18 protein-coding genes and 1 tRNA gene are annotated in these 21,660 nt (G+C 62.1%); 2 read left to right on the top strand and 17 right to left on the bottom strand.

Going from position 1 to position 21,660, the window contains the following annotated elements:
- Window positions 1-26 precede the first annotated feature (26 nt).
- Window positions 27-398 carry a 30S ribosomal protein S12 gene (gene rpsL / locus NKH22_RS02490; protein WP_006333356.1) on the bottom strand — a complete coding sequence of 124 codons (372 nt, stop codon included), beginning with the start codon at window positions 396-398 and terminating at the stop codon, window positions 27-29.
- Window positions 399-893: 495 nt separating this feature from the next.
- Here rpsL and NKH22_RS02485 point away from each other — a divergent pair, with 495 nt between their 5' ends.
- Window positions 894-1,175 (top strand): hypothetical protein, encoded by a 282-nt coding sequence (locus NKH22_RS02485; protein WP_023694876.1) that lies wholly within the window; start codon window positions 894-896, stop codon window positions 1,173-1,175.
- A 105-nt stretch (window positions 1,176-1,280) separates the two neighbouring features.
- Entirely contained in the window at window positions 1,281-2,216 is a 936-nt protein-coding gene (locus NKH22_RS02480) for a Gfo/Idh/MocA family protein (RefSeq protein WP_023822851.1), read from the top strand.
- 46 nt (window positions 2,217-2,262) lie between these two features.
- On the opposite strand, the gene NKH22_RS02475 is transcribed toward NKH22_RS02480, so the two are convergent.
- The 16 genes from NKH22_RS02475 to NKH22_RS02400 form a co-directional block, all read right to left on the bottom strand.
- Window positions 2,263-2,928: an O-methyltransferase gene (locus tag NKH22_RS02475; protein ID WP_023713031.1), complete on the bottom strand. Its 666-nt coding sequence runs from the start codon at window positions 2,926-2,928 to the stop codon at window positions 2,263-2,265.
- Between the two features lie 78 nt (window positions 2,929-3,006).
- Complete coding sequence (gene rpoC, locus NKH22_RS02470; protein ID WP_023667434.1) at window positions 3,007-7,203, bottom strand: DNA-directed RNA polymerase subunit beta'; 4,197 nt, start codon at window positions 7,201-7,203, stop codon at window positions 3,007-3,009.
- A 147-nt stretch (window positions 7,204-7,350) separates the two neighbouring features.
- Window positions 7,351-11,487 (bottom strand): DNA-directed RNA polymerase subunit beta, encoded by a 4,137-nt coding sequence (rpoB, locus tag NKH22_RS02465; RefSeq protein WP_023686024.1) that lies wholly within the window; start codon window positions 11,485-11,487, stop codon window positions 7,351-7,353.
- Between the two features lie 248 nt (window positions 11,488-11,735).
- Window positions 11,736-12,113: a 50S ribosomal protein L7/L12 gene (gene rplL / locus NKH22_RS02460; protein WP_023667436.1), complete on the bottom strand. Its 378-nt coding sequence runs from the start codon at window positions 12,111-12,113 to the stop codon at window positions 11,736-11,738.
- A gap of 54 nt (window positions 12,114-12,167) precedes the next feature.
- Window positions 12,168-12,686, bottom strand: a complete 519-nt coding sequence (gene rplJ, locus NKH22_RS02455; RefSeq protein WP_023667437.1) for a 50S ribosomal protein L10 — start codon at window positions 12,684-12,686, stop codon at window positions 12,168-12,170.
- 374 nt (window positions 12,687-13,060) lie between these two features.
- Window positions 13,061-13,759 (bottom strand): 50S ribosomal protein L1, encoded by a 699-nt coding sequence (gene rplA / locus NKH22_RS02450; protein ID WP_023667438.1) that lies wholly within the window; start codon window positions 13,757-13,759, stop codon window positions 13,061-13,063.
- 4 nt (window positions 13,760-13,763) lie between these two features.
- Window positions 13,764-14,192: a 50S ribosomal protein L11 gene (rplK, locus tag NKH22_RS02445; RefSeq protein WP_006333334.1), complete on the bottom strand. Its 429-nt coding sequence runs from the start codon at window positions 14,190-14,192 to the stop codon at window positions 13,764-13,766.
- A gap of 172 nt (window positions 14,193-14,364) precedes the next feature.
- Entirely contained in the window at window positions 14,365-14,892 is a 528-nt protein-coding gene (gene nusG, locus NKH22_RS02440; protein ID WP_006333333.1) for a transcription termination/antitermination protein NusG, read from the bottom strand.
- 27 nt (window positions 14,893-14,919) lie between these two features.
- Entirely contained in the window at window positions 14,920-15,123 is a 204-nt protein-coding gene (secE, locus tag NKH22_RS02435) for a preprotein translocase subunit SecE (RefSeq protein ID WP_023667439.1), read from the bottom strand.
- Window positions 15,124-15,612: 489 nt separating this feature from the next.
- Window positions 15,613-16,080 (bottom strand): hypothetical protein, encoded by a 468-nt coding sequence (locus NKH22_RS02430; RefSeq protein WP_352908892.1) that lies wholly within the window; start codon window positions 16,078-16,080, stop codon window positions 15,613-15,615.
- 73 nt (window positions 16,081-16,153) lie between these two features.
- The gene (locus tag NKH22_RS02425) at window positions 16,154-16,615 is read right to left on the bottom strand and encodes an Hsp20 family protein (RefSeq protein ID WP_023737200.1); all 462 of its coding nucleotides are present in this window, start codon (window positions 16,613-16,615) and stop codon (window positions 16,154-16,156) included.
- A gap of 439 nt (window positions 16,616-17,054) precedes the next feature.
- A tRNA-Trp gene (locus NKH22_RS02420) sits at window positions 17,055-17,130 on the bottom strand.
- 160 nt (window positions 17,131-17,290) lie between these two features.
- On the bottom strand, window positions 17,291-17,773 hold the full coding sequence (locus tag NKH22_RS02415) for a group II truncated hemoglobin (RefSeq protein ID WP_023823284.1): 483 nt from the start codon (window positions 17,771-17,773) through the stop codon (window positions 17,291-17,293).
- A gap of 91 nt (window positions 17,774-17,864) precedes the next feature.
- On the bottom strand, window positions 17,865-18,092 hold the full coding sequence (locus NKH22_RS02410; RefSeq protein WP_352764492.1) for a hypothetical protein: 228 nt from the start codon (window positions 18,090-18,092) through the stop codon (window positions 17,865-17,867).
- Between the two features lie 6 nt (window positions 18,093-18,098).
- Window positions 18,099-19,559 (bottom strand): hypothetical protein, encoded by a 1,461-nt coding sequence (locus tag NKH22_RS02405; protein ID WP_352908890.1) that lies wholly within the window; start codon window positions 19,557-19,559, stop codon window positions 18,099-18,101.
- A gap of 327 nt (window positions 19,560-19,886) precedes the next feature.
- On the bottom strand, window positions 19,887-21,521 hold the full coding sequence (locus NKH22_RS02400; protein WP_352500703.1) for a COG3904 family protein: 1,635 nt from the start codon (window positions 21,519-21,521) through the stop codon (window positions 19,887-19,889).
- Between the last annotated feature and the right edge of the window lie 139 nt (window positions 21,522-21,660).

Below are 21,660 nucleotides of genomic sequence, written 5' to 3'. Positions count from 1 at the left end.
TCAAGCAGCGCCAGGGCCGGAAAATCTTACTTCGGACGCTTGGCGCCGTACTTCGAACGGCGCTGCTTGCGGTTCTTCACGCCCTGCGTGTCGAGCACGCCGCGGATGATGTGGTAGCGCACGCCCGGAAGATCCTTGACGCGGCCGCCGCGGATCATGACCACGGAGTGTTCCTGAAGGTTGTGGCCTTCGCCGGGGATGTAGCCGATCACTTCAAAGCCGTTGGTCAGGCGGATCTTGGCCACCTTGCGCAGTGCCGAGTTCGGCTTCTTCGGCGTCGTTGTATAGACGCGCGTGCAGACGCCCCGCTTCTGCGGGTTCTGCTGCATGGCCGGGACCTTGTTGCGCTTCACCGGCGCAATGCGCGGCTTGCGGATCAGCTGGTTGACGGTAGGCATTAAACCCTCTTGTCTCTCAATTCCGTGTCTCGCCCGGTCAGGGCCGCTCAAAGCGCCAATTCCATACGCAAATTCGGGCCATAAACCGCGCCTCGCGGTCCTGCCCGAACAAAATGCAGAGGAAGCGGGAACCGCTTCATGCGCGCCGGAAATGTCTTTTCGCTCGTAAAACGAACCCTGTTTGAGGCAAACTCCAAAGCGTGTCGCTTCGGAAGGGAGAGCCTCACATCGGTTCTGACTGGGCGGCTTCTACTCGCAAGACCGTGAACCGTCAACCCCGGCACGCCAAATATTGCGCGCTGACGACGGCTTGGCAGCCATGCGAAAAACGCATGTAATTTTCTTTCTTCATTTTGCACGGCAAAGGAAGAAAGTGACCGGGGCAGACAAGAAAATGACCGGCTTTTGGCTGTCATGCGCGGGTTCTTCATGGCAAAAGGCGCCATGGACAGCCCAAAACCCCTCGCCCGCCCCCGTCTCAAGAGGAATCAGCCCGTGAACGACAATGAGGAACGCCCGGTCACCATCGTCACCGGCCGAGTCTGGAAAAAGAAGGGCGGCAAGCCGGAAGGCGTCCATGTGATGCTGGTTGCGCCCGACGACGATTCGGCCGTGCGCCGGGTGCTCGAATCGCTTGCGGCCGAAGGCTATGCCGAAGTCGAGCTCGACCAGATCGGCGATATGGACGGCGAACCCGACGAGGAGCCGCATCTGTCAGCCTTTCAGGGTGCCCTCGAAGGTGAGGTGTCGATCGTCACGTTTGACGTGCCGCTCTGAGCATCACAGGCTGCTTGCGCCTGTACCGCGCCGGCTTGCCCGGCACCGGTTCTCTGCTAAGAACCAAGCGACTTAACCAGCCAAATTCGAATCCGCGGAGTTCCCATGCCCTCGAACAATGGTCCCATCAAGCTCGGCATCGTCGGCGTCGGCAAGATCGTGCGCGACCAGCATCTGCCGGCAGTGGCCAAGGATGCGGACTACCGCCTCATCGCCGCTGCCAGCCGGCACGGCAAGGTGGACGGCATCCCGAATTTTCCGACCATTGAGGCGATGCTCGACGCGGTGCCCGACCTCGAGGCCGTCTCGCTGTGCATGCCGCCGCAGTTCCGCTACGACGCGGCACGCACCGCGCTGATGGCGAAGAAGCATGTTTTCCTGGAGAAGCCGCCGGGCGCTACGGTCAGTGAGGTCGAGGACCTGAAGCAGCTGGCGGCAGCCAATGGCGTTTCACTGTTCGCCAGCTGGCATTCGCGCTACGCGCCGGCAGTGGAGGCCGCGCGCGCCTTCCTAGCGTCGGCCAAGGTCAACTCGGCCGCCATCGTCTGGAAGGAAGATGTCCGCCGCTGGCACCCAAACCAGGACTGGATCTGGGCGCCCGGCGGTTTCGGCGTCTTCGATCCCGGCATAAACGCACTGTCGATCGCAACCCACATCCTGCCGGCGATGTTCATCACCTCGGCCGTCCTCGACTTTCCGGAGAACCGCGCCTCGCCGGTCGCGGCTCACGTCACCTTCCGCACCTCCGACGGATTGCCGGTGACCATGGAGCTCGACTGGCTGCAGACTGGACCACAGAGCTGGGACATCCTGGCCGACACCGACAACGGCAAGATGGTGCTGTCCGGCGGCGGCACCAAGCTCGCCATCGACGGCAAGGTGGTTCACGACGAGCCGGAGGCCGAATATCCCCAGCTCTACCGGCGCTTCGCCGAGGTCGTGCGCGCCGGCATCTCCGATGTCGATTTGGCACCCCTGCAGCACGTGGCCGACGCCTTCATGGTCGGCAAGCGCAATGTGGTGGGAGCGTTCTTCGATTGAACGATGAGTTCTGCCGGACCGCAGTCCGGACACTCACCATGCAGCCTTACTCGACGATCGCAATCGCAAAGCCGTCATAGCCTTTGGCGCCGACGGTCTGGATGGCGGTGCCGTCCAGGCGCTTGTCGCCGCCGATGAATGAAAACGCACCGCGTGCGCCTTCGACATAGGCGTCACGGCCATCGTCGTTGAGCACGGTGCCGTCGCGGATGACGTTGTCGCAGATGATGACCGTCCCCGGCCGCGACAGGCGCATGGCCCATGACAGATAATTCGGATTGTTCGGCTTGTCGGCGTCGATGAAGATCAGATCGAACGGACCGGCATTTTCGGCAGCCAGCGTCTCAAGCGACTGAAGCGCGGGGCCGATCCTGAGCTCGACCTTGTCCGACACCCCTGCCCGCTCGAGATTCGAGTGCGCGACTTTTGCATGATGCGGCTCGAGTTCGAGCGTCACGATCTTGCCGCCGACGGGCAATCCCCTTGCCATCCAGATGGTCGAGTAGCCGCCGAGCGTGCCGATCTCCAGCACCTTCCTGGCGCCGCTGATGCGGACCAGCAGCGACAGCAGCTTGCCCTGCGCCGGCGATACGTCGATGGCCGGCAGGCCCTGGTCGCGGTTGGCCGCAAGCACCGCTTCGAGGATGGGATCCGCCTCGAAGAGAGAGGAAACGATGTAGTCGTCGACGTCAGTCCATACCTTCTTGCTCATGTTTTCCTCGATCCGATTAGGGTCAAAACGCGGAAAGGGGCCACTTGGGCCCCTTTCCTTCTTCTCGTCCTACCGCGCTTACTGCGCGGCGTTGACCATGTCGGTCAGCATCGGCTCGGCGACCTCGACACCGGAGGCCTTGCGGCGCTCGTCGATGATCAGTTCGTCGCGCGAGGTGGCGATGCGCCGGATCTGGCTCATCGTGCCGCCGGTACCGGCCGGGATCAGCCGGCCGACGATGACGTTTTCCTTCAGGCCCTGCAGCATGTCGGTCTTGCCGGCAACCGCAGCTTCGGTCAGCACCCTGGTCGTCTCCTGGAAGGAGGCGGCCGAGATGAAGGACGGCGTCTGCAGCGAGGCCTTGGTTATGCCCAGCAGCACTGGCTGGCCTTCGGCCGGCTTCTTGCCGTCCTCGACCAGGCGCTCGTTGACCTCTTCCAGTTCGATCACGTCGACGTGGTCGCCCGGAATGTAGGTCGAGTCGCCCTGCACCGTGATCTCGACCTTCTGCAGCATCTGGCGAACGATCACCTCGATGTGCTTGTCATTGATCGACACGCCCTGCAGACGGTAGACTTCCTGGATTTCGTTCACGAGGTAGGAAGCAAGTGCTTCCACGCCCTTGATCGCCAGGATGTCGTGCGGCGCCGGATTGCCGTCGAGGATGTAGTCGCCCTTCTCGATGACGTCGCCGTCCTGGAGATGGAACGGCTTGCCCTTCGGGATCAGGTATTCGACCGGCTCAAGCGTCGAGTCATGCGGCTCGATGATGATGCGGCGCTTGTTCTTGTAGTCGCGGCCGAAGCGGATCGTGCCATCGATCTCGGCGATGATGGCGTGATCCTTCGGACGACGTGCCTCGAACAGTTCGGCAACACGCGGCAGACCGCCGGTGATGTCCTTGGTCTTGGCGCTTTCCATCGGGATACGCGCCAAAACGTCGCCGGGACGAACCTGCGAACCCGGCTCGACCGAAAGAATGGCCTCGACCGAGAGCAGGAAGCGGGCGTCGCCGCCCTTCGACAGCTTGCCGACCTTGCCCTTCGGGTCAAGGATGGCGATCGCCGGCTTGAGGTCGTTGCCGCGTGGCGTCGAGCGCCAGTCGATGACCTCGCGCTTGGTGATGCCGGTCGATTCGTCGGCCGTTTCCTGAACGGAAATGCCGTCGACCAGATCCTCGTACGACACCTTGCCCTCGATTTCGGTGAGGACGGGGCGGGTATAGGGATCCCATTCGGCGATACGCTGGCCGCGCTTCACCTTGTCGCCATCGTCCACGAAGATGCGCGAACCATAGGTAAGGCGATGCGAGGCACGCTCCTTGCCGGCTTCGTCGAGGATCAGCACCGCCATGTTGCGGCCCATGACCATCTGCTGGCCGTCCGAGTTGCGCACCACGTTGCGGTTGCGGATCTCGACCTTGCCCTCATACGAGGCTTCAAGGAACGAGCTGTCCACCACCTGCGCCGTACCGCCCATGTGGAAGGTACGCATGGTGAGCTGGGTGCCCGGCTCGCCGATCGACTGCGCCGCGATGACGCCGACGGCTTCGCCCTGGTTGACCGGGGTGCCGCGGGCAAGATCGCGTCCGTAGCAGACCGCACAGACGCCGATCCTGACCTCGCAGGTCAGTGCCGAGCGAATGCGGACCGACTGCACGCCGGCCTTTTCGATCTTTTCCACGTCACGTTCGTCCATCAGCGTTCCGGCCTTGACCAGAACCTCACCCGAAACCGGATGCGTGATGTCGTCGAGCGAGGTGCGGCCCAGCACGCGCTGGCCGACCGAAGCGACGACCTGACCGGCATCGACGATCGGCTGCATGGTGAGGCCCTTGTCGGTGCCGCAATCCACGGAGTTGACGATGCAGTCCTGCGCCACGTCGACCAGACGACGGGTGAGGTAACCCGAGTTCGCCGTCTTCAAGGCGGTGTCGGCCAGACCCTTGCGGGCGCCGTGGGTCGAGTTGAAGTACTCGAGCACGGTCAGGCCTTCCTTGAAGTTCGAGATGATCGGCGTCTCGATGATTTCACCCGAGGGCTTTGCCATCAGGCCGCGCATGCCGGCGAGCTGACGCATCTGGGTGGGCGAACCACGCGCACCCGAATGCGACATCATGTAGATCGAGTTCATCGGCTTTTGACGGCCACTGTCCTCGAACTCGACGGCCTTGATGCGGGCCATCATCTCGTCGGCGACCTTTTCCGAGCACTTGGCCCAGGCGTCGACGACCTTGTTGTACTTCTCGCCCTGAGTGATCAGGCCGTCATTGTACTGCTGCTCGTATTCCTTGGCCAAAGCTTCGGTGTCGGAAACCAGCTTGATCTTGGCGTCCGGGATCAGCATGTCGTCCTTGCCGAACGAAATGCCGGCGCGGCAGGCGTGGCTGAAGCCGAGGGCCATGATGCGGTCGCAGAAAATGACCGTCTCCTTCTGACCGCAGTGGCGGTAGACGGTGTCGATCATCTTGGAGATGTTCTTCTTGGTCATCTCCTGGTTGGCGGTCTCGTAAGGCACGTTGACGTTCTTCGGCAGCAGTTCGCCGATGATCATGCGGCCAGGCGTGGTGTCGTAGATTTTCGACACGACCTTGCCTTCGGCGTCGACCGTGCGGAAGCGACCCTTGATCTTGGAGTGCAGCGTCACCGCCTTGGTCTCGAGCGCATGCTGGAGTTCGCCCATGTCGGCAAACACCATGCCTTCGCCCGGCTCGTTCTGATTGACGATCGAGAGATAGTAGAGACCCAGGACCATGTCCTGCGACGGCACGATGATCGGCGCGCCGGAAGCCGGGTGCAGGATGTTGTTGGTCGACATCATCAGCACGCGGGCTTCAAGCTGCGCTTCCAGCGACAGCGGCACGTGAACGGCCATCTGGTCGCCGTCGAAGTCGGCGTTGAAGGCCGTGCAGACCAGCGGATGCAGCTGGATCGCCTTGCCTTCGATCAGGATCGGCTCGAACGCCTGGATGCCGAGGCGGTGCAGCGTCGGCGCACGGTTCAGCAGCACCGGATGCTCGCGAATGACCTCGTCGAGGATATCCCAGACTTCCGGACGCTCCTTCTCGACCAGCTTCTTGGCCTGCTTGACGGTCGAGGAGAACCCCTTGGCGTCGAGGCGGGCGTAGATGAACGGCTTGAACAGTTCGAGCGCCATCTTCTTCGGCAGGCCGCATTGGTGCAGCTTGAGCTCCGGACCGGTGACGATGACCGAACGGCCCGAATAGTCGACGCGCTTGCCGAGCAGGTTCTGGCGGAACCGGCCCTGCTTGCCCTTCAACATGTCGGACAGCGACTTCAGCGGACGCTTGTTGGCGCCGGTGATGACGCGGCCGCGACGGCCGTTGTCGAACAGCGCATCGACGGCTTCCTGCAGCATGCGCTTTTCATTGCGCACAATGATGCCGGGCGCGCGCAGCTCGATCAGCCGCTTCAGGCGGTTGTTGCGGTTGATGACGCGGCGATAGAGATCGTTCAGGTCGGACGTCGCGAAACGGCCGCCATCCAGAGGAACCAGCGGGCGCAGGTCCGGCGGGATCACCGGAACCACCTTCATGATCATCCATTCCGGACGGTTGCCGGACTCCATGAAGTTCTCGACGACCTTGAGCCGCTTCAGATACTTCTTCTGCTTCAGCTCGGACGTGGTCGAAGCCAGTTCCGAACGCAGGTCGCCGGCGATCTTCTCCAGGTCCATGCCGGCCAGAAGGTCATGAATGGCCTCGGCGCCGATCATGGCGGTGAACGAATCCTCGCCATACTCGTCGACGGCGATCATGTACTCTTCCTCGCTGAGCAGCTGGTGCTCCTTCAGCGCGGTGAGGCCAGGCTCGGTGACGATGTAGTTCTCGAAGTAGAGGACGCGCTCGATGTCCTTCAGGGTCATGTCGAGCAGCGTGCCGATGCGCGACGGCAGCGACTTCAGGAACCAGATGTGAGCGACAGGTGCCGCCAGCTCGATGTGGCCCATGCGCTCGCGGCGAACGCGCGACAGCGTGACTTCGACGCCGCACTTTTCGCAGATGACGCCCTTGTACTTCATGCGCTTGTACTTGCCGCACAGGCATTCATAGTCCTTGATCGGGCCAAAAATGCGCGCGCAGAACAGACCGTCACGCTCCGGCTTGAAGGTGCGGTAGTTGATGGTCTCCGGCTTCTTGATCTCGCCGAACGACCAGGACAGAATCTTCTCAGGGCTGGCGAGCGATATCCGGATGGAATCGAACACCTGCGCCGGCGCCTGCGGATTGAAGAGATTCATGACCTCTTGGTTCATGCCGTTCTCCTTTTCGGGGTCCTCGAAAACCCCTTGCATCTAACGCGGGCCAAATGCCCGCTGAGTGGTCGGCCCACTGGCCGTAGAATTTGTTGCATCCGGTCGCGGCGTTCCGCGACCGGATGTCTTGCTTACTCGGCCGCGCCCCTATTCGGCAGCATCTGGCAGCCGGACAGGGTTGTCGTCGAGCTTGGTATTCTCCAGCTCGACATTGAGGCCGAGAGACCGCATTTCCTTGACGAGCACGTTGAAGCTCTCGGGAATGCCGGCCTCGAACGTGTCGTCGCCGCGCACGATCGCCTCGTAGACCTTGGTGCGGCCGGCGACATCGTCCGACTTCACCGTCAGCATTTCCTGCAGCGTGTAGGCGGCGCCATAGGCTTCCAGCGCCCAGACCTCCATTTCGCCGAAGCGCTGGCCACCGAACTGCGCCTTGCCGCCCAGCGGCTGCTGGGTAACGAGCGAGTAGGGACCGATCGAACGCGCGTGGATCTTGTCGTCCACCAGGTGGTGAAGCTTGAGCATATAGATATAGCCCATCGTCACCTTGCGATCGAACGGCTCGCCGGTGCGTCCGTCATAGAGCTGCGACTGACCGCTGGTGTGCAGGCCCGCCTGCTCCAGCATGATGTTGATGTCGACTTCATGCGCGCCGTCGAACACCGGTGTCGCGATGGAGACGCCGCGGCGCATCTGCTCGCTGAGGCGAACGATGCTCTCGTCGTCATATTCGCGGACCGGCTCGTTGCGGTCGTTGGCCGGGATGAAGCTCTCGAGCGTCTTGCGCAACGGCTTGATGTCTCCAGCCGTCTTGTAGGCGTCGATAAGCTCGCCGATCTTCTTGCCCATGCCCGCGCATGCCCAGCCCAGATGCGTTTCCAGGATCTGGCCGACATTCATGCGGCTCGGCACACCCAGCGGGTTGAGCACGATATCGGCATGCGTGCCGTCCTCGAGGAAAGGCATGTCCTCGACCGGAACGATCCGCGAGACGACACCCTTGTTGCCGTGACGTCCCGCCATCTTGTCGCCCGGCTGCATCTTGCGCTTCACGGCCACGAAGACCTTGACCATCTTCATGACGCCCGGAGGCATTTCGTCGCCGCGCTGGACCTTCTCGACCTTGTCCATGAAGCGCTGCTCGAGCGCCTTCTTGGAATCGTCGTACTGGCCACGCAGGGCTTCCAGTTCGCTCTGGAGCTTTTCGTTCTCCACTGCAAACTGCCACCACTGCGAACGCGGATACTCGTCCAGCGTATCCTTCGACAGCTTCGAGCCCTTCTTGAAGCCCTTCGGCCCGGCAATCGCTTCCTTGCCGACGAGAACGTCGGAAAGGCGCGAATAGACGTTGCGGTCGAGGATCGCCTGCTCGTCGTCGCGGTCCTTGGCGAGGCGTTCGATCTCCTCGCGTTCGATCGCCATGGCGCGCTCGTCCTTCTCGACGCCGTGGCGGTTGAAGACGCGCACTTCGACGACTGTGCCGAAGGTGCCCGGAGGCATGCGCATCGAGGTGTCGCGAACGTCGGACGCCTTTTCGCCGAAGATGGCGCGCAGGAGCTTTTCTTCCGGCGTCATCGGGCTTTCGCCCTTCGGCGTGATCTTGCCGACCAGGATGTCGCCCGGCTGCACTTCCGCGCCAATATAGACGATGCCGGCTTCGTCGAGGTTCTTCAGCGCTTCTTCCGAAACGTTCGGAATGTCGCGCGTGATTTCCTCCGGTCCAAGCTTGGTGTCGCGGGCCATGACCTCGAACTCCTCGATGTGGATCGAGGTGAAGACGTCGTCGGCCACGATGCGCTCGGAGAGCAGGATCGAGTCCTCGTAGTTGTAGCCGTTCCACGGCATGAACGCGACCAGCACGTTGCGGCCGAGCGCCAGATCGCCGAGCTCGGTCGACGGACCGTCGGCGATGATGTCGCCTTTGTTGACGCGGTCGCCCATGCGCACCAGCGGACGCTGGTTGATGCAGGTGTTCTGGTTCGAACGCTGGAACTTCATCAGCCGGTAGATGTCGACGCCCGACTTGCCGGGATCGAGATCTTCCGTGGCGCGGATGACGATACGCGTCGCGTCCACCTGGTCGACGATGCCGCCGCGGCGGGCGCCGATGGCGGCACCCGAGTCACGGGCAACGATCGGCTCCATGCCGGTGCCTACGAACGGCGCTTCGGCGCGCACCAGCGGCACGGCCTGACGCTGCATGTTGGAGCCCATCAGCGCGCGGTTGGCGTCGTCGTTCTCGAGGAACGGGATCAGCGCCGCGGCCACGGACACCATCTGCTTGGGCGACACGTCCATGAGATCGACGTTTTCGCGCGGCGCCATCATCACTTCGCCGGCGCTGCGGCAAATGACGAATTCGTCGACGAAACCACCATTCTTGTCGAGCTCGGCATTGGCCTGCGCAACGTGGTGCTTGGACTCTTCCATGGCGGAGAGATAGACGACCTCATTGGTCAGCTTGCCGTTGACGATCTTGCGGTACGGGCTTTCGATGAAGCCGTACTTGTTGACGCGCGCGAAGGTCGCCAGCGAGTTGATCAGACCGATGTTCGGGCCTTCCGGCGTCTCGATCGGGCAGATGCGGCCGTAATGCGTCGGGTGCACGTCGCGCACTTCGAAGCCGGCGCGCTCGCGGGTCAGACCGCCCGGGCCAAGTGCCGACAGGCGGCGCTTGTGGGTGATCTCCGACAGCGGGTTGGTCTGATCCATGAACTGCGACAGCTGCGAGGAACCGAAGAACTCGCGCACGGCGGCAGCCGCCGGCTTGGCGTTGATCAGGTCCTGCGGCATCACCGTATCGATCTCGATCGAGGACATACGTTCCTTGATCGCGCGCTCCATGCGCAGCAGGCCAACGCGGTATTGGTTCTCCATCAGCTCGCCGACAGAACGCACGCGGCGGTTGCCGAGATTGTCGATGTCGTCGATCTCGCCCTTGCCGTCGCGCAGCTCGACCAGCGTCTTGACCACGGCCAGGATGTCGTCCTTGCGCAGCACGCGCACGGTATCCTCGGCCTTGAGCTCGAGGCGCATGTTCATCTTGACGCGGCCGACGGCCGACAGGTCGTAGCGCTCCGAGTCGAAGAACAGCGAGTTGAACATGGCTTCGGCGGTTTCAAGCGTCGGCGGCTCGCCCGGGCGCATGACACGGTAGATGTCGAACAGTGCGTCCTGGCGGCTCTCGTTCTTGTCGACGTTGAGCGTATTGCGGATGTAGGCGCCGACATTGACGTGGTCGATGTCGAGAACCTTGATCTCGCTTTCGCCCGTGCCGAGCAGCACCTTCAGCGTCTTTTCGTCGATCTCGTCGCCGGCTTCGAGGAAAATCTCGCCGGTGCCGTAGTTGACGATGTCCTCGGCCAGGTAATTGCCGAGCAGATCCTCGTCGGTCGCCTTGATCGCCTTCAGACCCTTTTCGCCAAGCGCTCTTGCCTGGCGGGCGGTGATCTTCTTGCCGGCCTCGACGACAACTTCGCCGGTGTCGGCATCGACGAGGTCGCCAACGGCCTTCAGGCCGCGGAAGCGCTCGACGTTGAACGGGATGCGCCAGTGGTCGCCGGCGCGCTTGTAGGTGATCTTGTTGTAGAAGGTCGACAGGATTTCTTCGCCGTCCATGCCGAGCGCCATCAAGAGCGACGTCACCGGAATCTTGCGGCGGCGGTCGATACGGGCGTGCACGACGTCCTTGGAATCGAACTCGATGTCGAGCCACGAACCGCGATAGGGAATGACGCGCGCCGCAAACAAAAGCTTGCCCGAGGAGTGCGACTTGCCCTTGTCATGGTCGAAGAAGACGCCCGGCGAACGGTGCATCTGCGAGACGATGACGCGCTCCGTGCCATTGACGATGAAGGTGCCGTTGAGCGTCATGAGCGGCATGTCGCCCATATAGACGTCCTGCTCCTTGATGTCCTTGATCGACTTTGCGCCGGTATCCTCGTCGATATCGAACACGATGAGGCGCAGCGTCACCTTGAGTGGCGCGGCATAGGTCAGGTCGCGCTGACGGCATTCGTCAACGTCGAATTTCGGTCCTTCGAACTCGTACTTCACGAACTCCAGCATCGAGGAGCCGGAGAAATCGGAGATCGGGAAAACCGACTTGAAAACGGCCTGCAGTCCCTCGTCCGGACGCCCACCCTTGGGCTCCGCCACCATCAGGAACTGGTCATAGGATGCTTTTTGAACCTCGATCAGGTTCGGCATCTCCGCAACTTCCGGAATCTTTCCGAAGAACTTGCGTACGCGTCTGCGGCCATTGAAAGTCTGGGTCTGGGCCATCGTCGCTCCTTAGCTATAAACTCGGGGCGAGCCTCGCCGCGGCTCACCTTGCATGCGCGGCCACCTCGGCGGCGGCCCCTGATCTGTTTCCCGCCGCCTGGCGGCGACGGCTAAAACGGGAGAAAACCCGTTTCCTGAAGGCCGGTTTCGGCCCTCAGGAAAGAGGTTCTCGTACATCTCGCGCTACGCATCCTCCCCTCTGATGAAGGGAGTGGCGGACGGCGCGAGGCCGCCCGCCGCTTTTACGCTTACTTCAGGTCGACCTTGGCGCCGGCTGCTTCCAGCTGGGCCTTGAACTTCTCAGCGTCAGCCTTGGAAACGGCTTCCTTGACCGGCTTCGGAGCTGCTTCGACCAGATCCTTGGCTTCCTTGAGGCCCAGGCCGGTGATGGCGCGGACTTCCTTGATGACGTTGATCTTCTGAGCGCCTGCCTCGGTGAGGACGACGTCGAATTCCGTCTTTTCCTCAGCCGGAGCAGCAGCAGCGGCAGCGCCGCCGGCAGCGGCAACCGCCACCGGAGCAGCAGCCGAAACGCCCCACTTTTCTTCCAGAAGCTTCGACAGCTCGGCCGCCTCGAGGACGGTCAGCTTCGAAAGGTCGTCTACGATCTTTGCCAGATCAGCCATTGTTGTATTCCTTCATCAGGTTCGAACGTGTGTTTGTGATAGCGAGGAACGGCCTCATGCCGCCTCGTCCTTCCGGGCGTAAGCGCCGATGACGCGCGCGACCGAAGCCGCTGGCGCATTGACGATCTGGGCGATCCGGGTTGCCGGCGTGGCGATCATGCCAACCAGCCTGGCGCGCAGCTCATCGAGCGACGGAAGTGTGGCGAGTGCCTTCACACCGTCGGCGTTGAGCGAGGTGGTGCCCATTGCGCCGCCGAGAATGACCAACTTGTCATTTCCCTTGGCGAAATCGGACGCGACCTTCGGCGCCGCAATCGGATCCTCCGAATAAGCGATCAGCGTCTGTCCCTTGAACAGGTCGATGATCGATGCGGAGTCCGTGCCCTGAAGAGCGATTTTGGCGAGACGGTTCTTCGCGACTTTGACGGTGCCACCGGCAGCGCGCATTTTCGACCGAAGGTCGTTCATTTGCGCGACGGTGATACCGGCGTAGTGGGCCACGACGACTGAACCAGCGCCTGCAAAAGCACCATTCAGGCCCGTGACGAGTTCGCGTTTTTCCGCTCTGTCCACTGCCTATCTCCAGTTGACCCCTGCCCCGCTAGTGGGACAGGCGTCGGGTTGCCTTTTTGCCGGCCGGGCCATCCATTACAGATCTCCCGAACGACGCTCGAGGATCCTGCCCCCTTTCGCCACATCGACGGCAAGCCGGAGATGCGCAGACAAAAGGCAAACACGGTTCGAACCTTTCATTGGAGCTTGTCGCTCCGTTGTCCGGTTTTCACCCGTCTCATGCAGGCCCAATTCAATTAAGGCTTCTGGGCCGCCTGCAATCTCGGACAGGATGTCCGGAAGCCTCTCGACTTCCGGTACCGGGCCGCCGACAAGTCGGAGGCCCGGAATTCACTTGCGGATCAGCGCCTTGGCAGCCGATCCAGATGTTCGTATCAAGACGCTGCGAGCGTCGAGACGTCGAGCTTGAGGCCCGGGCCCATCGTCGAGGTGACCGACACCTTCTTGACGTAGTTGCCCTTGGCGCCAGCCGGCTTTGCCTTGGTCACGGCATCGGCGAAGGCGCGGACGTTTTCTTCCAGCGCCTTGACGTCGAACGAGACCTTGCCGACGCCGGCATGAACGATGCCGGCCTTCTCGACGCGGAACTCGACAGCGCCGCCCTTCGATGCCTTGACGGCGGCGGCGACGTCGGTGGTGACGGTGCCGACCTTCGGGTTCGGCATCATGCCGCGCGGGCCCAGCACCTTGCCCAGACGGCCGACCAGCGGCATCATGTCCGGCGTGGCGATGCAGCGATCGAAGTCGATCGTGCCCTTCTGGACGATGTCGACCAGATCCTCGGCACCGACGATGTCGGCGCCGGCGGCGCGAGCCTCATCGGCCTTGCCGCCACGTGCGAACACGGCGACGCGGACCGAGCGGCCCGTGCCGTTCGGCAGGTTGACCACGCCGCGGACCATCTGGTCGGCATGGCGCGGGTCGACGCCGAGGTTCATCGCCACTTCGATGGTCTCGTCGAACTTCACCGTCGAACGGTCCTTGAGCAGCTTCAGCGCCTCACCAAGGGCATAGGCCTTGTTGGGGTCGATGCCGTCGCGGGACTTCGATACACGCTTTGCAATCTTTGCCATGATCTCAGCCCACCACTTCCAGACCCATCGAGCGGGCGGAGCCCTCGACCATGCGCATGGCCGCCTCGACGTCGTTTGCGTTCAGATCCTTCATCTTCTGTTCGGCGATGGCGCGCACCTTGTCGCGGCCGATCGTGCCGGCCTTGATCTTGCCCGGCTCTTTCGAACCTGACGTCAAGTTCGCCGCCTTTTTCAGGAAGTAGCTCACCGGCGGCGTCTTCATGACGAAGGTGAAGGACTTGTCCTGGTAATAGGTGATGACGACCGGGATCGGCGATCCCTTTTCCATTTCCTGGGTCTGCGCGTTGAACGCCTTGCAGAATTCCATGATGTTGATGCCGCGCTGGCCAAGTGCCGGGCCGATCGGCGGAGACGGCGTAGCCGATCCCGCTTTGACCTGGAGCTTGAGCTGGCCTGCAATTTTCTTAGCCATCTCTTTCCTGCCTTTATCTCATGCCGGCCCCAGTATCGGGAACACCGGCGGTTGCAGTCTGGTGGTGCGGTCCGCGCGGCCGGCTAAAGCCGCATTCGCCTCCCACCCGTTCATGGCCGCGCGCTTTCCGCGCCGCCTCCCCTTGCCGGCGAACCGGCGCAGGGTTTTCGGATCAGCCCTTTTCGACCTGTCCGAATTCCAGATCGACCGGCACGGCGCGCCCGAAGATCGATACTTCCACCTTGAGCCGCGCCCGCTCCTCGTCCACTTCCTGGACGAAACCGTTGAACGAGGCGAACGGGCCATCCGAAACGCGGATCGCCTCGCCGATCTCGAAAGTGACCGAGGGCTTCGGCCGCTCGACGCCTTCCTGAACCTGGTTCAGGATGCGCTGCGCCTCGGCTTCGGTGATCGGCACCGGCTTGGAGTCACCGAGGAAGCCGGTGACCTTCGGCGTGTTCTTGACCAGCGAGAACACCGCATCGGTCAGATTGGCCTTGAGCAACACATAGCCCGGAAAGAACTTGCGCTCGGCATCGACCTTGCGGCCGCGGCGGATCTCGACGACCTTCTCGGTCGGCACCACGATCTGTTCGATATCGGCGGACAGGCCCTTCTGCTTGGCCTTGTTCTCAATGTCCTCAGCGACCTTCTTTTCGAAGTTCGAATAGGCGTGGACGATGTACCAGCGCGCGGTCATTTCAAGACTTCTCCGTAATCGCCGGACTTAATGGCCGAGGCTCAGTAACCGCTCGATCGCGTAGCCCATGGCCACGTCGGCGGTGAAGAAAAAGATCATCGCGATGACCGCGAATACGAGCACCATCACCGTCGAGATCATCGTCTCCCGGCGCGACGGCCAAGTCACCTTGGCGGTTTCCGCGCGAACCTGCTGGAGAAAGACGAAAGGATTTGTGGTTTTCGAAGCCATATGCCGCTCTGTCTTCAAGACCCGTTGGCCGGGTCTCCTGGATGATCCCGCTGGCCGGGACGTGCCGCCTGGGTTCAAGTCGGCGCCGAATCAGCGCCATTTCGCCCATGCAAATCGGACGCGTAAAGCCGGCTTCCCAGCTCCACGCGTCGCGTGTCTGTTGTGTCTACATAAAACCGATTCTTGATCCACGCAAGTGGCAAGTGTCCGCTTTATGACCAAACGCCGCCTCGGAACCATCCAGTCGTCCCGTCCCGGCTATCGGGGCCTTATGCCTCAGTTCGCCCAATATGGCAAGCCACCTGCCCTTTTTCAATGCCGGACCCCAATTCCAGGAGGTGGATCCGGAAATCAGGCACGCGATTACAAGTTCGAGGAAATGGCGTTGCGGACGAACCTGCGACCTGCTGTTTTGGAAACCAAATGAAGCGCACGCAAGATTGGAATCCAGCTGCCCATGCCGAGGCAGCTGGATCAACCCAGGGTTAGTTAGGCACAGGCGAGTTCGACCCCGGCCACTGCGCCCATTCCGCATGGTGGGCGTGGGCGCGGCGCGATCACTGCCGGGCACGGGGGCGGGTCGTCGTCATCGTCGGGGCCGAAAGAACGGCCCCGACGCCGCCAAGCCTTGAGAACGCTGCGGCGCGAGGGGGGTCGCCAAGGCAGCACCCGGCCTGAAGTCTCTTTCCCCAGCGTGGGTTTCTCATCCAGAGCCTTCAACGCACTCAGAATCTGGTCGACAGGGATTACCGTGCCGTTGTCCAGGCGGCGCAAGGCAGGCTGGTTTTCCACCGCGCAGGCATCGGACGCCCACGAGGAAAGCAGTGCCCGCTTTTCTCCACTGCTGAGGCGTGGATGGTTGATGACGTTGTCTGGATTGTCGAGCAAGCACAAAGAAGTTTCAATTTTGCCCGAGCGTGCCGCAGAAAGTGTCGGTGTCTCGTAGAAGTTGTCCATCTCCATTCTCCGCAATCTGGGCCTCCCGGCCGAAGCCGGGAGGCGGACCGCAGGGATAACTGAATCGATACGATCAGGCCGCTTTGCGGGTGCGTTCCGTATCCTGGGCGATCTGCTTGCCCACCTGGGCGTCGCCGGCCCCGATGCTAATGCGGCGAGGCTTCAGCTCTTCGGGAATCTCACGGACGATGTCGATGGTCAGGAGACCGTTCTCAAGGTTTGCTGCCTTGATCTTCATGTGGTCGGCAAGCTTGAACGTCTGCCTGAAACTGCGGTAGGCGATGCCCTGGTGCAGCAGCTGGCGTCCGCTCTGGTCATCAGCCTTCTGGCCTGCCACGACCAGTTCGGGTCCATGCTGGGTCAGCTCAACCTCATCCTGGCTGAAGCCCGCGATGGCCATCGAGATACGGTAATCGTTCTCGTCGACCTTCTCGATGTTATAGGGTGGCCAGTCGGGCCGCGTACCATTGTCGGGCATGTCGAAAAGACGGTCGAAACCGACGGTGCTGCGATAGAGAGTATCAAAGGTTCTCATAGCCACATCCTCCTTGAAGCAACATGGGTACAAGGACGCCGCCCCGTGCGGCGCCGCCATTTTTTGCCAAGCCAATCGGCCTCGGCGGGAAACGAATTGGGAAGGGCTGAAAACCGGTTCAAGACCCCTGTTCAAAAAAATTCCAGAAGCCAGGCCAGCATCCCGCTTCCAATAATTCGCAGCCGCTGAAAAGCAGCCGGCGGCAGCAAAATAGGCCTATTCTGAATTGTGAACGCAAACGGCAATTGGCTCGCCAATGGCAGTTGGATCAAGGAAATCGGTTCGTGGAAATACGCCGACTTCGGCATTGCGCATCAGCGCTCTCGCTCTGCGCATGCCTTCGGAACGTCGGATGGGCTCGTGAGTACGCGGCTTCAGCCCAACCAAACGAGGAGCCAAAACAAGGCGTTTCTAAAATGCCGGATTCCAACAAGGAAAATGGCACGGGCAGCAGGGCTCGAACCTACGACCTGCGGTTTTGGAGACCGCCGCTCTACCAACTGAGCTATGCCCGTACGCGCGTTTCAGCGCAGGCGCTTCCTAAAAGCTTCCGGGCGCGCTGTAAAGAGTTGTCTGACGCGCTTTCAGATCCTTTGCCGGAAATCCGGATAGGTGATGACCAGCCCGTCCCTGCCTATCTCGATTTTTCGCCTGCCTGAAGCCGCATGCCGGCGCTCAGCCCCCGGCCGGCGGCTTGTACGGCCCGCCCGGCACGCCCCAGCCCCAGGCCGGCATCGGTTCGGTCTGCGGGTCGCAAGTCTCGCCGAGGGCAGAGTTCATCTTGGCCAGCCGCGATCCCCATTCGACATAGCCGATGAAGGCGGAGCGGAATTCGGGATCGTCCGGCAACCCGACCGCATCGGCGGCATCGGCAAGCAGGCTGATCCAGCGGCGGCGCTGTTCCTCCGTCAAATGCTTGCCGAGATGATGCATGACCATCTCGCGGTGACCGCCAAATTTCTCGCTGTAGGTCTTCGGCCCGCCAAAAACCTCGCCGATAAAGGCCGCGACATGCGCGGGATGATCCGGCGACATGTGTTTGAACACCGGGCCGACCACCGGGTCGCGGGACACCTTGTCGTAAAAGGTTTCCGTCAGCCGATTGAGGGCTTCGATGCCGCCGGCCCATTCGTAGAGTGTCGGGATATCCTGGCTCATTCTCGATCCTCCCCCGGGCGACGCCTGCCACGACGATAGCGGAGAAATCGGGCATGGCTCAACCTGCCTCGATGGCCAGTTTCTGCGATGCCTACAGTTTGGCGGGCGACTCGGCCTTGGCTGTCGGCGGAAGCAAACAGTTGTCGGGCTTGGGTGAGGTTTTGCAAATAGCGGGGCCAGTTAGCGCCTCCACCGACTCCGGCCCGGTTGTCAGCCCGACTTTGAGCATCATGTCGGGCTCGAGCTGACGCTCGACCGAGCCTATCGCGGCGAACAGAGCTGGGTCCATCTCCATCTCCTCCAGGTAGGCTTTAACCAACTGCGTCTATCCCCTCGAGGACATGCTGAGCCTCGCCTTGGGATCGACCAGCCTTTTGGCGCCGGCGGCAAGCATGAGCGCGCAGGCCGAATCGCACTCCACTCCAAAATCGCTAATCAGCCCGACATAGGCACCGTTATCGGCCAAGCAGCCTGCCTCGGGCGGGTCGCAGCCGACGATAGTGGTGCGAGCGACGGCGACGTCGAGCTTCCGTTCATGGATAAGCCTTCCCGCGGCCAGAGCGCTGAACAGGCTGCCCCCCTGTGAGCTGATCACCACCGGCAGCCGCCGGTTGCCAAGGGTGTCGAGCAACTGGCGCAACTTTTGCGGGGTCTGAGGCGTCATCGCGCCTTCCGCCGAGATCCATTCCGGGCAATCGGGATTGCAGAGCGAGTCTCTGCCGCGAACGACAACGAAGCGCATATCTGGCGTCGAATTCCCTGGCGCTGCCTGCAACGGCTTGGGAGCTGGAGCCTTGGCCGCCTGAGAAAGTGGGGGGCCGGTCTTTGCCTTGATCGCAGCCACCACGGCCGGCTTGGCCACGGGCGTTTGTCCGCCGGCTGGCTTGTTTCCCGGTATTTCCCGGCAGTTCGGAGCCGGCGGGTCGAACATGCACAAACTTGCTCTGGTAAACAGGTCCAGAGTGTCCGTGCTGGTCGCCAGTTTCATCGTCAGCATATCGTGGAGGCCGATCTGCCTGATGTCGCTCGCCGGCGTCGCCTTCATCAAGTCCAGCACGCCCTGCCCGATACCCATCTCTCGGAGATAGGCCGAGATCTTTCTCGCGTACCCCTTGCTCATCTCATAGGTCTTGTAGCTTTCACCTTGAGTGACCGTTTGCGTGGTGACCCGATATTTTTTGCCCCGTTTGACGCGATATGTGGTCCGGTAGTGCGTGGTGGAGGGGAACCAGGTGGTCGTGATCTGGTGAACACCCAGATAGTTCCAGCCGCCGGCCACGCGGCGGACGCCACCGGCAAACATCAGCGGACAGGCGGAGTTGCAGCTGGCGCCATCAGACGCCCGGCCGAGATAGGCGGAACCTTTGCCGTAACTAAAACCACAACCATCCGTCCCGGGCCAACAGTCGGAAAACTCGGTCTTGCCTACGGCGATATCGAGCTTGTTCTTGCGGATTATCCGGCCAAGTTCGAGCGCTGCATTGACGTTGCCGCCAAAGGAATTGACGATAATCGGCAGTTTGCGACTGCCTAGCTTCTTCAAGGTGCGCTTGAGCAGGGCTGGCGTGCCGGCTGCGATGTCGCCTTCGGCGGAGATCCACTCCGGACAATTGGGCTCGCAGCCCGGTGCGTTGCTGCGCGCGACGACAAACTTCATCTCCGAGCGATCCTCGGACCATATCGTCGGATCATTCGTCGGATAGGGCACTCCCTGCAGAGGGAGCAATGTCTGCCATGTCCCGGGGGCGGCATCCTCGGCCTTCGCGGCGAAGGCAGCCATCGCCATCGCGGCCACCGTCGCCAGCCGAACCAGCCCGCGCCGCCACCTTGCAGCATTGTCTGAACGGTGTCCCCAAACCACGCCCGGCAAACCCCTCAATGCAATCCATAATAGTTGCGGCGACGGTGCTTGCAATAGCTTTGACCAACCGTGCAATACTTGTGCCGCGCAACGCCGGAAACAAAAAGGCAGCCCAAAAGACCGCCCTCTCCTGGTCGATCCGGCTGACACCGGCTCGACTATTTCTCGATGGTGATGACGACGCCGGCACGACGGTGCGGCCGCCTTCACGGAAGGCGAAGCAAGGCTTCTCTTCCATGACGATAGGCGCGATCAGCCATTGGACGACGGCACCACGCGGCAATTCTCAGGTTTCGGCGCCGACTTGCAGATGCTGGAACCCGTCAGCGCATCCACCGACTGGCGCCCGGTCGTCAGGCCAACCTTCAGCATCATGTCGGGTTCGAGCTGGCGCTCGACCGAACTGCCCTGGAGCGCCCTGAACAAAGCGGGGCTGATCGCCATCTCGTCGAGGTAGGACTTGACCGCCTGCTTCTGCCCCATCAGATAGAGGCTGAGCCGCGCCTGGGTACCGACAAGCCGCCTGGCGCCACCGGCCAGCATGAGCGCGCAGGCCGAATCGCAGTCGCCGTCGCCATCGACGCTCAGCCCGGCATAGGCGCCTTCCCTGGCCAGGCAATTCCACTCTGCCGGGTCGCAGCCGACGAAATCGGTGCGGGCAACGGCAACGTCGAGCTTCTTTTCATGGATGATCCGGCCCGCCGCCAGGGCGCCGGAGAGGTCGCCGCCTCGCGAGCTGATCACCACCGGCAGCCGCCGGTTGCCAAGCGTGGCGAGCAATTGGCTGAGTTTCTGCGGCGTCTGGGGCGTAATCGCGCCTTGCGCTGCAATCCATTCCGGGCAGTCGGGATTGCAGAGCGGGTTGCTGCCGCGAACCACGACAAAGCGCATGCCGTCATCGTGCGGCGCGCTCTCCGGCTTCACCGGCAGCGGCGCAGCCTTTGCCACATCCGGCAGGCCGCCGGCTGGCTTGTTCGCCGGTATTTCCCGGCAATTCGGAGCCGGAAGGTCCAGCCTGCACAGGCTTGCGCTGGTCAGCAGATCTGCAGCGTCTTCGCTGGTGACCAGCTTCATTGTCAGCATGTCGCTGAGGTCGATCTGCTGGATGTCGCTGGCCGGCGTGCTCTTCATCGTCTCGATGATGCTGAGGTCGACACCCATCTCCTTGAAATAGGCGGACAGCTTGCGCTCCACCCCCTTGCTCATCTCGTAGGTCTTGTAGCTGCCGGTGTTCTTGCGGCTGACGACCTTCTTGCTGATGACCCGCTTCTTGCCTTTCACGATCCGGTAGCGGACCTGATATTGCACGTTCATCTGCACGATCGTGGTGGTGATCTGGTGGACGCCGAGATAGGCCAGCGGCCCGACCAGGCGCCTGGTGCCGCCGGCCAGCATCATTGGACAAGCGGATGCGCAATAGCTGCCGAGCACATAGGGGCTGCCGATATAGTGCGCGCCTCTGGCGTCGTTCTCCTTGCAGTTTTTCACCCCTGGCTCGCAGCCGACGAACCAGGTCCTGCCGACCGCGATGTCGAGCTTGTTCTTGCGTATCATCCGGCCCATGGCGATGGCTGCATCGACATCGCCGCCGGGAGAGTTGATGACGATCGGCAATTTGCGGCCGCCGAGCGTTTTCAGGGCAGCCTTGAGCAGCGCCGGCGACTTGGCCGATATCGCACCCTCGGCCGATATCCATTCCGGACAGCTCGGCTCACAGCCCGCCGCGTCGCTGCGCACGACGACGAACCGCATCGGCGGATCCGGATCCGGCTCTGAATTTTTTGTCTCGGCCGCCAAGGCGGCAGTGCCCATGGCAAACATCGACACCAGGCAGATCAGCCCCAGTGCCCACCATGACCGACTATGCAAACGGTGCTGTGGAACCATCCGACCAAGCCCTCAATGCAATCTATACTGTAGAGGCTCACAGACTTGCAACAGAGATTGGGACCCCAAAACAGGCACATCTGGCCAACGAAAAAGGGCGGCCCGAGGGCCGCCCCTATCCGTTTCGATCGGCGATGCC

The sequence above is a fragment of the Mesorhizobium sp. M1252 genome, from assembly GCF_040318265.1.
GTDB lineage: Bacteria > Pseudomonadota > Alphaproteobacteria > Rhizobiales > Rhizobiaceae > Mesorhizobium.
Note: the sequence above shows the minus strand (reverse complement) of the source record. Positions and strands in the feature narration are given on the sequence as shown.

What these genes read in the sequence shown, in the direction of transcription:
- nusG (WP_006333333.1), bottom strand. Translation starts at nt 14,892, where the DNA reads ATGACCGCGCGCTGGTACATCGTCCACGCCTATTCGAACTTCGAAAAG.
- rplA (WP_023667438.1), bottom strand. Translation starts at nt 13,759, where the DNA reads ATGGCAAAGATTGCAAAGCGTGTATCGAAGTCCCGCGACGGCATCGAC.
- NKH22_RS02405 (WP_352908890.1), bottom strand. Translation starts at nt 19,559, where the DNA reads ATGGCGATGGCTGCCTTCGCCGCGAAGGCCGAGGATGCCGCCCCCGGG.
- NKH22_RS02400 (WP_352500703.1), bottom strand. Translation starts at nt 21,521, where the DNA reads ATGGTTCCACAGCACCGTTTGCATAGTCGGTCATGGTGGGCACTGGGG.
- NKH22_RS02425 (WP_023737200.1), bottom strand. Translation starts at nt 16,615, where the DNA reads ATGAGAACCTTTGATACTCTCTATCGCAGCACCGTCGGTTTCGACCGT.
- rplL (WP_023667436.1), bottom strand. Translation starts at nt 12,113, where the DNA reads ATGGCTGATCTGGCAAAGATCGTAGACGACCTTTCGAAGCTGACCGTC.
- NKH22_RS02430 (WP_352908892.1), bottom strand. Translation starts at nt 16,080, where the DNA reads ATGGACAACTTCTACGAGACACCGACACTTTCTGCGGCACGCTCGGGC.
- rpsL (WP_006333356.1), bottom strand. Translation starts at nt 398, where the DNA reads ATGCCTACCGTCAACCAGCTGATCCGCAAGCCGCGCATTGCGCCGGTG.
- NKH22_RS02480 (WP_023822851.1), top strand. Translation starts at nt 1,281, where the DNA reads ATGCCCTCGAACAATGGTCCCATCAAGCTCGGCATCGTCGGCGTCGGC.
- rpoB (WP_023686024.1), bottom strand. Translation starts at nt 11,487, where the DNA reads ATGGCCCAGACCCAGACTTTCAATGGCCGCAGACGCGTACGCAAGTTC.
- rpoC (WP_023667434.1), bottom strand. Translation starts at nt 7,203, where the DNA reads ATGAACCAAGAGGTCATGAATCTCTTCAATCCGCAGGCGCCGGCGCAG.
- rplK (WP_006333334.1), bottom strand. Translation starts at nt 14,192, where the DNA reads ATGGCTAAGAAAATTGCAGGCCAGCTCAAGCTCCAGGTCAAAGCGGGA.
- NKH22_RS02415 (WP_023823284.1), bottom strand. Translation starts at nt 17,773, where the DNA reads ATGAGCCAGGATATCCCGACACTCTACGAATGGGCCGGCGGCATCGAA.
- NKH22_RS02475 (WP_023713031.1), bottom strand. Translation starts at nt 2,928, where the DNA reads ATGAGCAAGAAGGTATGGACTGACGTCGACGACTACATCGTTTCCTCT.
- secE (WP_023667439.1), bottom strand. Translation starts at nt 15,123, where the DNA reads ATGGCTTCGAAAACCACAAATCCTTTCGTCTTTCTCCAGCAGGTTCGC.